Genomic DNA, 13263 nt, shown 5'->3' on the forward strand with positions numbered 1-13263 from the left:
AAACTATGTAGTTTGACGTTATTATTATAGAAAACATGCGACTATTTCCTGTTCTGACCGGGCTGCGACTCCAGCAGTTTACGGAGGTTCTGGCGGGCCCTGAACAGCAGGGATTCCACCGCCGAAACGCTCAGATTCATCACCTGGGCTATTTCCTGGTAGCTCAACTCCTCGGATTTCAATAAAATAAAGGCTGTTTTCTGGTTTTCCGGCAGCTGGTCTATCAGCCTGAACAGGATGGCGGCCTGCTCCTTCTGGTCCAGCACCACGCCGGGATGGTGGAAATTCACGGGGTCATGGAGCACTTCATTGTCCGGGCCAAACAGGCTGGTGATGAACGCGAACCGTTTCTTCCGTTTCCGGCTCCGGATCAGGTCAAGACTCTTCGTTACCGTGATCCGGTAGATCCAGGTGCTGAGACGGCTGTCGCCCTTGAACTGGTCGATGGAGCGGTACACCTGGATGAACACTTCCTGCGCCACGTCTTCCGAATCGGAAGTATCGTGCACAATGCTGAGGGCCGTGTTGTAAACCATATCCTGGCAGTCTTCCACCAACTTTTTAAACGAAAGCTCATCTCCACTGCGGAGTTGTTGTATCAGATCCTGTTCTGTCAAGCAAACGGCCGTTTAGAATTTAAGGCTACAACTTACGAAAACCTTCTGATTCCGCACACCACGTATCGGCCACACAATAAATTTTATCCATAAATAAAGGGTTTTCGCTGTCAGTTTCAGGGCATTCGCTTCTAATTGTAAAATAAAATAAAAAAAATGTACTAAGAGTAGTCCTAAATTCTCCTTTGTGTGTCTATATATAGTTTGTAGTAGAGATTAAATCATTGTAGACTCCAGAACCCTAATTGCTATGCAGACATTCTTTTTTGTTAAGGAACAGGGGCGTTACGTACGCGTGGATTTTGCTTCCATCTTATACATAGAAGCAAGAAGCAATTATGTGCAGATCGTTACCTCCTCCCGTGTGTTCATGTGCCTGGTATCGATGCGCCAGATTGAAAAATTATTACCGGCAGAAGGCTTCTGCCGCGTACACCGCTCTTATATCGTGGGAATTTCCAGCATCCAGAGCTTCGACAAGGAGAGGATCTATATGGAAGACCGTATGATCCCCATTGGAGACCGCTATCGCAGCGCCCTGCACCGCAGCGTTACCATGGTTCGCTGCAAGAACAGCGATGCTATGATGATGGATGAAGAAGATGCCATGATCCTGGTGGATGAGGAGGATTGATCACCTCCCTTTCATCCACCTCACCGGCCCGATATTGTACCTGCTACCCACAAAGCGCAGTGTATACAAACCTGCCGCCATTCCGTTCACCGGAACCATGATGTCCTGTTGACCAGCTTCCAGCTTCACTGTCACCTGGCTCAAAACCTGTCCTGAAAAATTACTGATGATCAGCTTACCCTGTTGCGCTTCACGCGTGATCAGCCTTACCGGCAATTGATTACCGCTGCAGGGACTGCAGAGCATCCTGATCTTATCCTGACTGGCATCATCGGATCTCACATAGATGATCTTCGAATGCTGATACCTTCCATCCCTATCCTGCATGCGTAACCGAAAATAAACGGCTGCCTGCAGCGGAAGGGTGTATTGATAGGATGACGGCCTGTTATTAGCCTGGACGAACGCCACCTGCGAAAAATTGTTTCCATCAGCACTTTGTTCAAGTCCGTACCCTTCCACATTATCTTCTGAGCTGCTCTTCCAGAGCACGCGGATCTGCTGTCCGCTGATCAATGCATTGAAAGATTCCAGCACCACGGGCAATACAACGGCACAGCCCGTGCAATTGGGAGTTACAATGGCAGCACCAAAGGTTCCCGCTCCACTGGTGGTTGCGCCTGTTGCCTGGCAAACCAGCAGGTTAGCCTCATCAGTGAGATCATTGTTGAGCAAAGCATTACCGGTATAGTAAATACAGGCATTACTGCCCACAGGACGCACAATGAATCCATCCAGGTCATTATTGATGATGCCATTGGTATTTACAACAGAATTAGGTCCCAGGCAAACATCAGCTCCTCCATTCACATCTATCACCCCTACATTGAAAGTTCCAAGGTTCACCATTTCGCCGGACAAATTCACTACCTGTCCGGGAGCATTGAAAACTGCCGTTGGAGATGCATTCACCAAATCTGCCGTGGTGGAAGAAAGCCCGAATGTTCCATTGATATTCGCTGTTCCGTAATTGATGAAAGCACCATCAGTCCCGCCCACATTCAAACTACCATTGATGGTAATAGTTCCATGATTGGTGATAGCGCTGCCAGCATTAAGATTTACACCCGGCAGGGTCAGGCTGCCGCCGGTCATCACCACAATCGCTCCGCCATTGAAGTTCAGATTCTGAATGGTGAGCGTTCCGCAAACCTGGATGGTGCCGCCGCTTAAATTCACATTGTTAAGAGTAGTGGCAGCGCCTGAGTAAGAAAAGATCTGGCCTGTATTTATATTGGACCCATCCGTTAAAGGAGTTCCGGTGCAGGCTCCGTCAGGAGTACCTGAAGGAAAAGGACATTGAGCCTGGATCTGCCATGAAGCGCCGCAAAGAAGGACTGTTACAAATAGAATTATTCGCATAATTACTGATTAGGTAGGTAATAAATAATCATGAAACCAGACTGGCTTATGGCAGGGCTAATCAGTAAAGGGAGGGGAATTGCGTTGGGGTAATAACGCTGTATTGAAATGATATATATAAAGTTATTAAAATGCAAAATGCCCGCCAAATAAAATTGCCGGGCACTTGCCATGGAAAATCGTCAGATTCGGTCAACCGTGACCGTTACCTGCGTAATTGAATGAAAGGAACAATAACTTGTATACAAAACGGTTTTATTTCTCGTCGAAGTTCACCATCCATTTGATACCGTATTTATCGTTGAACATCCCGAACCAGGCGCCCCAGGGAGCTTTATCATAAGGCACTTCCACAGAACCACCGGCAGACAAGGCATTGAAGAGCCGTTCTCCGTCTTCTTTGGAATCAGGCGTAATGGCCAGTGAAATGGCCGTACCATTAACAGCCTTATGTCCCTGTGATTCCAATGCATCGGTTCCCATCAGCATCACATCCTTATTGATCGGCAGGGCGATGTGCATGATCTGGTTCTTTTCAGCCTCAGGCAGATTGGCCGCCATTCCCGGCATATCGCTGAACCGGGTAACGTTTACGAACTCACCGCCAAATACTGATTTGTAGAAATTGAAAACCTCCTCCGTATTACCCATGAAATTAAGGTAAGGATGGATCGTTGCCATAATATTCCGTTTAAATATGTGAAAAAGTTGATTGGACTCAACAAAAATATGCTTCCCCCGGCAGATAGGTTGTTAATGGGGTTTTTGATGGCTCAAGGCGGTGTGTGGCCCGACGGCGGCCAAAATATACCGACGCGGGAGAATAAATTTGGGCTGTTGATCGGTTTGATCCAACTTTGTAACGCTAACTGAGTTCTTCGCTTATATTTTGAAGGCCGTCGTACCACACACTGCCTTTCGCCTCACACCTGTATTGGCAGCCAATCTGCTCCACCCCGAGGGGATTTCGCTTATGGTGTTCCAGGTGCGTCTTTCCCTTCTGCTCTTTTTTTCAAACCTTTTTCTAATTCATTATTGCCTTATGAACTCAACATTTTACAGGTCCTACAACATCTGCAAGAACAATCAACTGGATGAATTTTACAACACGGCCGAACTGGTCAGGTTCCTTAACCAAATGCCGGAACTCATCCAAACCAACGAACACCATTTCTCCAACAACAAAGATTTCAAACACTACCTCTCCATCACACTGCTCTGCGCCGCACAACACGATAACTGGTTCTACGATTCACCTGAATCACACGCCACCAACCTCATCGTTGTTGTTACCTCCCGCCTCAACAATGCACACCTCTTCGTGAAACCACTGCTCCTCAAAATCTGCCGGTTCCTCAACTGGGACCTCATGGGCGACGACGATGACGCCATCACTCCCGAAGACGAAATCAACCTCTCCCCACCCGCACCATTCCGCCGCCTCAACGATGAAGAAAAAGAAATTTATCAAGCCGATGATGCCATTGATAACGAAGAAGACAATGATAATGACGATGACGAAGAAGATGATGACCACTACACCCCACCCTTCCGATTCCATCCCAACTAGCCCAAACACAATTCAACACCTCACTGCAAACGCAACACAAAAAACTAACACACACAACCATCACAACCTAAACAACCACTACAACCAACCCAATCCCCCCAACCCAACAAACACAACTCAGTCATTCCTCTTTGTGTTGCACCTAATCTGTTGCACATAGGACCTCATGCAGTCGAGGGTTTAAAAAATACCGGTCTTCGAAACAAAAGCTCCACAGTCCAATTCATATTCCACAGCCCGTCCCAAACTACCTCAGCAAAACATAGATCCACCTGCGGTGGTTTGTTTCGACAACCGGATTTTTTAAAACCCGAGAATGCGCCAAAATTGAGAGACCCGCGCAGCCCAGGTATTTTGCGAAGCAACATCAACGCGTTTTTGCTGCAGTGTGGAATTGTTTTCATCGATAGCGGTATCGATAAGTTGCAGGAATTGTTCGTGTGAGTCAGCGATATACGCTACCTCCTTGAAAGTGTAAATGTCTTCGGAGAAATGAGTGGCGATAACAGGTTTCCCTGCGGCCAGGTATTCATTGATCTTGAGGGGATAGATGCTTTTGGTGAGCGTATTCTTTCGGAATGGGATGATCACGCAATCGAAGTATTGCAGGAAGGCTGGAAGTTCTGTGATCTTGCGCGGGCCGGCAAAGATCACGTTCGGCATGTTGGTGAGGCCGGCTTCTTCATGTTCATTGCCCTGGATGGGGCCAACGAAGAAGAGGATCTTGTCTGAATGGTGTTCAGCGATCTTTCTGAGCAGTTCGAAATCCGAGCGGTATTCGATGCTGCCTGTATATCCGATGATCTTTTTATTGGGATCGATGGATTGTAACGCTTCCGGTTTGGGAATTGTTTGCGTTAAGGCTGTTTTGAAAATATCGATGTCCGCCGCATTGGGATGGAAGAATACATTTTTTGAAAAAGGCGATTTCAATCTTGTCAGCTCTTTGGAGGTGCAGAGAGTGTAATCGAAATTGCTGATGATTGTTTCTTCCAGTCTGGTACCATGACGGTGCGAGTATGCCACCTGCGAAATATCATCCATCGACTGGTATACAGAAGCTGCCGTCAGTGCTTTGATATCATCCGGCAGTTCTTGTACAAAGTAGGGATCGAAGAAATTGAGATAGATAAAATCCTTCAGTTTGTAATCTTTGATGAGTTGACGGATGGTGCGCAGCACGATCCTGTTGTTCAGGGCAGCCATACTGTTGTAGAGGGCGCCCGGTGGCAGGAAATTGATGGGCCAGGTTAATCGTGTGGTCACCACCGTTAGGTTGGCAGGCAGGCCCGGAGGATTGCTGTAAGGCTCTTTGCCATGCAGCAGGGCTGGTTTCCTGCGTTTGATCTGCTCTGTATTTTTGAGCTGGTAATAATCTTTCCAGCTGAAAGGATGATCGATATAGAATACGCGGTTATTGCGTGCAAATTCTTTGGCAAGCGATAATGCCGGTGAGGAGATCTCTGAATCCCATCTGCTGAGGCTGAAACAAATGATATCGCGTTGCCTGTTCATGTTATGCGGAAACGTTTAGTTGCTGAAGACAACGCAGCAGGCTTTCTTCCCAGGCAGGTATCTGCAGCTGGAAGGCCGACTGTATCTTTTCTGTGTTCAGCAGGGAGAACGAAGGTCGTTTTGCTGGTGTTGGATATTGAGAAGTTGGGATGGGATGCACTTCACAATTGCTGCCGCTATGGTTCCTGATGGCTACTGCAAAATCGTACCAGCTGATGCGGCCCTGGTTGCTGTAATGATAGATGCCGGGTTTCCAGTTGCCCTTATCGATGATCTGCAGAATGGCAGCGGCCAGGTCTGCTGCATAGGTGGGCGCGCCGATCTGGTCGTTTACCACGTTAAGAGCAGGGCGGTCCTTCATCAGGCGCAGCATCGTTTTCACGAAGTTGTTACCGAATTCGGAATACACCCAGGCTGTGCGGATGATGATGCTGTCTGCGTTGTTCTGCAGGCTGAGCTCCTCTCCTTTCAGTTTGGATGCGCCGTATGCATTGATGGGATCTGTAGGGTCCGTTTCCTTGTATGGTTGGGAGGAACTACCATTGAACACGTAGTCGGTTGATACGTGTATGAATTTGGTGCCATGGGCAGCGCATGCCGCGGACAGGTATCCTGTACCGTTAGCATTGATAGCATAAGCCTGCTCCTGATCGGTTTCTGCTTTGTCAACGGCAGTGTAGGCAGCAGCATTGATGCAGTATGCCGGTTGATGCTGATTGAACCAGGCATTCACTGCTGCTTCATCCTGGATACTTAGTGCATGACGGTCCGTGCCGATGAACTGGTAAGCGGGATACTGCTGCTGGAGGGCCCTGAGCTCTGAGCCCAGTTGTCCGTTAGCGCCGGTGATCAGGATGATAGGTTTTGCCATACTGTGTTATGCGTGGAATTCGAAATTATTGAGGCATTCAGCAAAGGAAGAATTCAGCAGGTCTTTGGGTGAAACAATCACTTTATCTGCCGGTATCTTCCAGTCGATATTCAGTGAAGGATCATTGTAAATGATTCCTCCTTCTGCTTCCTTGTTGTAGAAGGTATCGCATTTATACAATACATCCGCTGTTTCACTGAGCACGGAAAAACCATGAGCGAATCCACCGGGAATGTATAGCTGCTTTTTATTTTCGGCAGAGAGTTCAATAGAGAATACTTTGCCGAAAGTGGGTGAGCCTTTGCGGATATCCACTGCAATATCCTGGATAGTGCCGCTGAGTACACGCACCAGTTTGGCCTGTGCATGAGGAGCAAGCTGATAGTGCAGGCCGCGGATCACACCATATTTGGAATGCGATTGATTGTCTTGCAGAAAGGGGCCTATCTCCATTTGTTCAAATACCTTGTCGTTATAGGATTCGAAAAAATAGCCACGATTGTCTTCAAACACCGCAGGTTCAAAAATGATCAGCCCTGGAAAATCTGTTTCAATGAAAGGCATTTTCAGTTGTTTGATGTTTTAAGTTTAGGGTTTGCAACTATTACTTCTTGTACTGTTCTTCGTAATAGTGCTGGTATTCTCCGGAGGTGATATTCTTTACCCATTCCTGATTGGCGAGGTACCAGTCAACTGTTTTCTCCAGTCCTTCCTCAAACTGGAGGGATGGTTTCCAGCCGAGTTCCGAATTGAGTTTGGTGGCATCAATCGCGTAACGGTGATCATGTCCGGGGCGGTCTGTAACAAAAGTGATCAGTTTGGCTGATTCGCCTGCGGGGCGGTTCAGTTTCTTATCCATGATGCTGCAGAGCAGGTGAACGATATCGATATTCTTCCATTCGTTGAATCCGCCTACATTGTAGCTGTCGCCATTTTTTCCGTTGTGGAAAATGGTATCGATAGCCGTGGCATGATCATTCACGTAGAGCCAGTCTCGCACATTATCTCCCTTTCCATAAACCGGCAATGGTTTATTGTTCACGATATTATTGATCATGAGCGGTATCAGCTTCTCAGGGAAGTGATGGGAGCCGTAGTTGTTGGAGCAGTTGCTCATTACGGTGGGCAATCCGTAAGTATGGTGATATGCGCTCACGAAATGGTCTGAGCTTGCTTTGGAAGCGGAGTATGGGGAGCGTGGATCATAGGGAGTGGTTTCTGTGAAGAAGCCTGTTTCTCCGAGAGATCCGTATACTTCGTCTGTGGATACATGGTAGAAGCGCTTGTTTTCCATGCCTGTTTTTTTCCAGTGCGCCTTACTGGCATTGAGCAGGTTTACTGTACCCAGCACATTGGTGCGAACAAAGGCCAGCGGGTCTTTGATGGACCTGTCTACATGGCTTTCTGCAGCAAGATGTATCACCCCATCGAAATCATATTTTTCAAAAAGGGCTGCAATAGCAGGTTCATCCAGGATATCCGCTTTTTCAAAAACATAATTGTTTTTGGATTCCACATCGCGAAGATTCTCCAGGTTGCCTGCATAAGTGAGGGCATCCACATTCACGATGAGGTAATCGGGATATTTGTTTACAAAGAGGCGCACCACATGTGAGCCAATAAATCCGGCGCCGCCGGTGATCATGATCTTTTTTGAATAGTTGGCCATTATAAACTCCAGTAATTTCTGCTGGTGATTTTGTTTTTGTAAATGCCTTTAAGGTCAGCCACAATCGCATGTGGCCTGGTGATGGAAGCAAAGTCCTCATCGGTCAGGCTCATATACGGAGCATGGGGAACGGTAACGATAACGGCATCATAGTCATTCGCCGCTTTCCTGGTAAGGTGGAGCCCGTATTCTTCGTATACTTCATCAGTCCCGGCATATGGGTCTTCCACATCCACCTGGAAATTGAAGGCCAGCAGTTCCTTCACGGTGTCAATGATCTTTGAGTTGCGTATATCGCTTACATTCTCTTTGAAAGTAACGCCTTTCACCAGTACTTTGGGCTCATTGGAGTTCCTGAGTACATGGGTGATGATCTTCCTGGCCACATACTTTGCCATATCATCGTTGATGAAACGGCTGGCGGTGATCACTTTGCTTTCATAGCCCAGTGAAGCCGCTTTGTAGGTGAGATAGTAAGGATCTACACTGATACAGTGACCGCCCACCAGTCCGGGATGGAACTTCAGGAAATTCCATTTGGTGCCGGCAGCTTCAATCACTTCAAAAGTGTTGATCCCCATTCTATCGAAGATCAGGCTCAGTTCATTCATCAGTGCGATGTTGAGGTCGCGCTGTATATTTTCAATGATCTTGGATGCTTCCGCCACTTTGATGGAGGAAGCGCGGTGTACACCTGCGTCCACCACCAGTTCATAGATCTTCGCAATTTCATCCAGTGATTCCGCATCGCAACCTGAAACTACTTTCACAACAGTTTTGAGCGTATTTTTTTTATCACCGGGGTTCAGCCTTTCGGGTGAGTAACCGAGTTTGAATCCGGTACCCATTTTCAATCCAGACAATTGTTCCAGTACCGGAACACAATCTTCTTCAGTACAACCCGGATAGGTAGTGGATTCAAACACTATATAATCTCCCTGTTTCAGAACCCTGCCTATTAATGTGCAGGCACTGATCAGGGGTTTCAGATCGGGCACATTGTATTTATCCACCGGCGTTGGCACGGCAACGATGAATACATTCGCGGTCCTGAGAATTTCTTCATCGTCTGTGAAAGTGATATCGCAATCCTTGAAATGATCCGCTTCCACTTCTTTATTGGGGTCGATGCCTTTTTGCATCAACTCTATACGCCTGCTATTGATATCGAAACCTATCACAGGGATCTTTCTGGCAAACTCCAAAGCTACCGGCAATCCAACATAACCCAGGCCTACAACAGCCAGTCTCGCTTTCTTATCTAACAGGTGCTGGTACATTGCCAAAAAATTGAAGAGTAAATAAATACAGGTTACAGAGCCTCTTTATCTACAATCTGGACAAGGGTTTCGCTAAAAGCGGCAAAAGGAACCGGATGGTTCCTTATTTGGCACTAACGAATTCTTTTGGTTGTTTGTACCACTCTTCTGAAGGCAACGCTTTGAAATAATCGTAGGTAACCTTCAATCCTTCTGCCCTGCTTACTTTGGGGCTCCATCCGAGAATTTCTTTGGCCCTGGTAATGTCTGGCTGCCTTTGTTTGGGATCGTCTACAGGTAATGGTTTGTATACGATCTTCTGGCTGGTGCCGGTAAGTTTGATGATCTCTTCCGCAAAATCTTTGAGAGAGATCTCATCAGGGTTACCAACATTCACAGGTTGTGCATAATCGCTCATGAGGAGGCGGTAGATCCCTTCCACCAGGTCGTCAACAAAGCAGAAGCTGCGAGTTTGTGATCCGTCTCCGAAAACGGTGAGGTCTTCACCACGGAGGGCCTGTCCGATGAAAGCAGGTAATGCGCGGCCATCGTTGAGCCTCATACGCGGACCGTAGGTATTGAAGATCCGAACGATCCTGGTTTCCACACCATGGAAGTTGTGGTAGGCCATGGTCATGGCTTCCTGGAAACGTTTGGCTTCATCATAAACACCGCGCGGACCAACCGGGTTTACATTACCCCAGTATTCTTCGTTCTGCGGATGCACCAGCGGATCACCATAGATCTCCGATGTGGAGGCCACGAGGATACGCGCTTTTTTGGCTTTGGCCAGACCCAGGCAGTTATGGGTACCGAGAGAGCCCACTTTCAGGGTTTGAATGGGGATCTTCAGGTAATCGATCGGACTGGCCGGAGACGCAAAGTGAAGGATATAATGAAGTTCACCGGGAACGTGGATGAACTTTGAAACATCGTGATGATAGAATTCAAACTGTTCCAGTTTGAAGAGATGTTCAATGTTACGGAGATCACCTGTAATGAGGTTATCCATTCCGATCACATGAAATCCTTCTTTGATGAACCGGTCGCAGAGATGGGATCCGAGAAACCCTGCTGCACCGGTGATGAGTACACGCTTTTTTGCCATGCTTTAATTTTTGTAAGTGCCGTTGGTGGGGATGGCAGTTGCCCTGCCCACGCTTTCGTAGTAAAATCCTAATTCTTTCACTGCATCGCCTTCGAAGAGGTTGCGGCCGTCGAAGATCACTTTATTCTTCAGGGCTGTAACGATCTTCAGGAAGTTGGGAGTACGGAATTCATTCCATTCAGTAGCGATGATCAGAGCATCGGCTCCTTCGAGGCAATCGTACTGGTTATCTGCATACTGGATCTTATCGCCCACCACTCCTTTCACGTTGGCCATAGCTTCCGGATCGAATACGCTAACGGTAGCGCCTGCTTTCAGCAGTTCATCGATCATGTATAAAGCGGGAGCTTCGCGGATATCATCAGTATTAGGTTTGAAAGCGAGACCCCAGATGGCAAATTTCTTTCCTTTCAGATCATCCTTGAAATACTTTCTGATCTTGGGAAGGAGGTGCAGTTTCTGGCGTTCGTTAACATCCATAACGGCGTTCAATATGCGGAAATCATAATCCACTTCATTGGATGATTTCACCAGGGCCTGAACATCTTTGGGGAAGCAGCTGCCGCCATATCCGATACCCGGGAAGAGGAATCTTTTACCGATACGGTCATCGCTTCCGATCCCACGGCGCACCATATCCACGTCGGCTCCGAGCCTTTCGCAAAGCTGGGCCACTTCATTCATGAAGCTGATCTTGGTAGCGAGGAAAGAGTTGGCTGCATACTTGGTGAGCTCGGCAGAGCGTACATCCATGTAAATAACGGGGTTACCTGAACGAACGAATGGAGCGTACAGATCGCCCATGAGTTTGCGGGCCCTCTCTGATGAAGCCCCGATCACTACGCGGTCAGGCTTCATGAAGTCGTCCACAGCAACGCCTTCGCGGAGGAACTCGGGGTTGGATACCACATCGAATTCACCTTTGTAGTTTTTTGAAACTGCAGCATGTACTTTTTCGGCTGTGCCTACTGGTACGGTGCTTTTATCAACAATTACTTTATAATCTTTCAGGATCTTGCCCAGGTGGTCAGCCACGCCGAGAATATATTTCAGGTCGGCGGAACCATCTTCACCGGGAGGCGTGGGCAGTGCGAGGAAGATGATCTCGGCATCTTTGATACCGTCTTCCAGGCTGGTAGTGAAACGGAGACGTTCTTCCTTTACATTCCGGAGGAAGAGTTTTTCCAGTCCGGGCTCATAGATGGTGATCTGTCCGTTAGACAGTTTTTCAACTTTCCCTTTGTCTATGTCTACACAGGTTACATCATTGCCAGTTTCGGCAAAACAAGTACCGGTAACCAATCCTACGTATCCGGTACCTACAACAGCGATTTTCATTTTGAATGGTTTTATAGGGTGTCAGGTTTAATGTGAAGTCAGCGCAGGCGGACGAAACCCTGACAATTACAACGTCATATCGTTGCATTGCGGGCCCATCGATCTTTAAGAACCTTTGCTTCTTCTATCAACCTGGAGCTTACCCTTTATTAATAAACTCCAAAACTTTGTTGGTGATCAAATTGAGTTGTTCTTGATCTAATTCGGTATGCATAGGCAGCGAGATCACCCGTTCTGTAAGCCAGTCGGTTATTGTAAGATCGAAAGCTGCTCCGCCAAAGGCATCAAACATTTTCTGACGATGGGCGGGTACTGGATAATAAATCATGGAAGGGATTCCGTTCTCTGCTAAAAATGCATTCAGTCCGTCGCGGTCAACGCCTTCCAGAATCAGGGTGTACTGATGGAAAACATGGTTGCAAAACGGGGAACGGTAAGGGGTCTTGATCTTAGGATGATTGGCAAATGCCTTATCATAATAATCAGCCGCTTGTCGGCGGGCTGCCGCATATTCATCCAGGTGAGGCAGTTTACAATTGAGTACCGCCGCCTGAATAGAGTCCAAACGGCTGTTACAGCCCACAATGTCGTGGTAGTACCGTTTGCTCTGCCCGTGATTGGCAATCATTTTTAACCGGGTAGCTAACGCATCGTCATTGGTGAATATTGCACCACCATCTCCGTAACAGCCCAGATTTTTGGACGGGAAGAAGGAAGTAGTGCCAATGGTGCCAATGGTGCCTGCCTTTTTGGTGGTACCACTGCTGAAGGTATAGTCTGCCCCGATTGCCTGGGCGGTATCTTCGATAACAGCGAGATTGTAACGTTTGGCTATGTCCAGGATGGCCTCCATATCAGCTACCTGGCCGAACATATGAACGGGCACGATGGCCTTTGTTTTAGGCGTAATAGCCTTTTCGATGGCCGCGGGATCAACACAGAAACTTTTGGGGTCCACTTCCACAAAAACTGGCTGCAGCCTCAGCAAAGCAATCACTTCTGTGGTGGCAACATAGGTGAAAGAAGGGGTGATCACTTCATCGCCGGGTTGCAGATCCAGCGCCATCATGGCAATCTGGAGTGCATCTGTTCCGTTGGCGCAGGGTATCACATGTTTTGCTCCCATGTATGCGGTAAGGCTGGCAGTGAAATCAGTAACGGCTTTACCATTAATGAAGGCAGCATTATCAATCACCTCCTGGATAGCAGAGTCTACCTCCTTCCTGATCTTTGCATACTGCGCCTTCAAATCAACCATTTGTATTGTCCGCATACTGGAATATTTCTTTTTAAACGGGCACAAACCTACCACAAAAAAAC

The 13263-nt window shown here is 47.6% G+C and carries 13 protein-coding genes; 2 read left to right on the forward strand and 11 right to left on the reverse strand.

Going from position 1 to position 13263, the window contains the following annotated elements; all coding sequences use genetic code 11:
- Positions 1-41 precede the first annotated feature (41 nt).
- Positions 42-617, reverse strand: a complete 576-nt coding sequence (locus FSB84_RS00885) for an RNA polymerase sigma factor (RefSeq protein WP_130543449.1) — start codon at positions 615-617, stop codon at positions 42-44.
- Positions 618-867: 250 nt separating this feature from the next.
- On the opposite strand from FSB84_RS00885, the gene FSB84_RS00890 reads away from it, so the two are divergent.
- Positions 868-1251: a LytR/AlgR family response regulator transcription factor gene (locus FSB84_RS00890; protein WP_127126431.1), complete on the forward strand. Its 384-nt coding sequence runs from the start codon at positions 868-870 to the stop codon at positions 1249-1251.
- Here FSB84_RS00890 and FSB84_RS00895 read toward each other — a convergent pair whose 3' ends face one another.
- Positions 1252-2613, reverse strand: a complete 1362-nt coding sequence (locus tag FSB84_RS00895; RefSeq protein ID WP_130543448.1) for a hypothetical protein — start codon at positions 2611-2613, stop codon at positions 1252-1254.
- Positions 2614-2868: 255 nt separating this feature from the next.
- Positions 2869-3294, reverse strand: coding sequence for a VOC family protein (locus FSB84_RS00900; protein WP_130543447.1), 426 nt, complete (start codon positions 3292-3294; stop codon positions 2869-2871).
- Between the two features lie 361 nt (positions 3295-3655).
- Here FSB84_RS00900 and FSB84_RS00905 point away from each other — a divergent pair, with 361 nt between their 5' ends.
- Positions 3656-4183: a hypothetical protein gene (locus FSB84_RS00905; RefSeq protein ID WP_130543446.1), complete on the forward strand. Its 528-nt coding sequence runs from the start codon at positions 3656-3658 to the stop codon at positions 4181-4183.
- Positions 4184-4486: 303 nt separating this feature from the next.
- On the opposite strand, the gene FSB84_RS00910 is transcribed toward FSB84_RS00905, so the two are convergent.
- The 8 genes from FSB84_RS00910 to FSB84_RS00945 form a co-directional block, all read right to left on the reverse strand.
- A complete protein-coding gene (locus FSB84_RS00910; RefSeq protein ID WP_130543445.1) occupies positions 4487-5698 on the reverse strand; it encodes a glycosyltransferase in 1212 nt (403 codons plus the stop codon).
- A gap of 1 nt (position 5699) precedes the next feature.
- Positions 5700-6569 carry a dTDP-4-dehydrorhamnose reductase gene (gene rfbD, locus FSB84_RS00915; RefSeq protein WP_130543444.1) on the reverse strand — a complete coding sequence of 290 codons (870 nt, stop codon included), beginning with the start codon at positions 6567-6569 and terminating at the stop codon, positions 5700-5702.
- 6 nt (positions 6570-6575) lie between these two features.
- Positions 6576-7133, reverse strand: coding sequence for a dTDP-4-dehydrorhamnose 3,5-epimerase (gene rfbC, locus FSB84_RS00920; RefSeq protein WP_130543443.1), 558 nt, complete (start codon positions 7131-7133; stop codon positions 6576-6578).
- Positions 7134-7173: 40 nt separating this feature from the next.
- Positions 7174-8238, reverse strand: a complete 1065-nt coding sequence (rfbB, locus tag FSB84_RS00925) for a dTDP-glucose 4,6-dehydratase (RefSeq protein ID WP_130543442.1) — start codon at positions 8236-8238, stop codon at positions 7174-7176.
- Positions 8238-9518, reverse strand: coding sequence for a nucleotide sugar dehydrogenase (locus FSB84_RS00930; RefSeq protein ID WP_130543441.1), 1281 nt, complete (start codon positions 9516-9518; stop codon positions 8238-8240). Before FSB84_RS00930 ends, rfbB begins: the two co-directional genes overlap by 1 nt.
- A 103-nt stretch (positions 9519-9621) precedes the next feature.
- Complete coding sequence (locus FSB84_RS00935; RefSeq protein ID WP_130543440.1) at positions 9622-10605, reverse strand: UDP-glucuronic acid decarboxylase family protein; 984 nt, start codon at positions 10603-10605, stop codon at positions 9622-9624.
- 3 nt (positions 10606-10608) lie between these two features.
- Positions 10609-11943 (reverse strand): UDP-glucose dehydrogenase family protein, encoded by a 1335-nt coding sequence (locus FSB84_RS00940; protein ID WP_130543439.1) that lies wholly within the window; start codon positions 11941-11943, stop codon positions 10609-10611.
- Positions 11944-12082: 139 nt separating this feature from the next.
- Positions 12083-13216, reverse strand: a complete 1134-nt coding sequence (locus FSB84_RS00945) for a DegT/DnrJ/EryC1/StrS family aminotransferase (RefSeq protein WP_130543438.1) — start codon at positions 13214-13216, stop codon at positions 12083-12085.
- Positions 13217-13263 lie beyond the last annotated feature (47 nt).

Source organism: Pseudobacter ginsenosidimutans, assembly GCF_007970185.1.
Taxonomy (GTDB): Bacteria; Bacteroidota; Bacteroidia; order Chitinophagales; family Chitinophagaceae; genus Pseudobacter; species Pseudobacter ginsenosidimutans.

Excerpts from the sequence above, each read along its gene's own strand:
- FSB84_RS00890 (WP_127126431.1), top strand. The coding sequence starts at position 868 with ATGCAGACATTCTTTTTTGTTAAGGAACAGGGGCGTTACGTACGCGTG.
- FSB84_RS00895 (WP_130543448.1), bottom strand. The coding sequence starts at position 2,613 with ATGCGAATAATTCTATTTGTAACAGTCCTTCTTTGCGGCGCTTCATGG.
- FSB84_RS00900 (WP_130543447.1), bottom strand. The coding sequence starts at position 3,294 with ATGGCAACGATCCATCCTTACCTTAATTTCATGGGTAATACGGAGGAG.
- FSB84_RS00905 (WP_130543446.1), top strand. The coding sequence starts at position 3,656 with ATGAACTCAACATTTTACAGGTCCTACAACATCTGCAAGAACAATCAA.
- FSB84_RS00910 (WP_130543445.1), bottom strand. The coding sequence starts at position 5,698 with ATGAACAGGCAACGCGATATCATTTGTTTCAGCCTCAGCAGATGGGAT.
- rfbD (WP_130543444.1), bottom strand. The coding sequence starts at position 6,569 with ATGGCAAAACCTATCATCCTGATCACCGGCGCTAACGGACAACTGGGC.
- rfbC (WP_130543443.1), bottom strand. The coding sequence starts at position 7,133 with ATGCCTTTCATTGAAACAGATTTTCCAGGGCTGATCATTTTTGAACCT.
- rfbB (WP_130543442.1), bottom strand. The coding sequence starts at position 8,238 with ATGGCCAACTATTCAAAAAAGATCATGATCACCGGCGGCGCCGGATTT.
- FSB84_RS00930 (WP_130543441.1), bottom strand. The coding sequence starts at position 9,518 with ATGTACCAGCACCTGTTAGATAAGAAAGCGAGACTGGCTGTTGTAGGC.
- FSB84_RS00935 (WP_130543440.1), bottom strand. The coding sequence starts at position 10,605 with ATGGCAAAAAAGCGTGTACTCATCACCGGTGCAGCAGGGTTTCTCGGA.
- FSB84_RS00940 (WP_130543439.1), bottom strand. The coding sequence starts at position 11,943 with ATGAAAATCGCTGTTGTAGGTACCGGATACGTAGGATTGGTTACCGGT.
- FSB84_RS00945 (WP_130543438.1), bottom strand. The coding sequence starts at position 13,216 with ATGCGGACAATACAAATGGTTGATTTGAAGGCGCAGTATGCAAAGATC.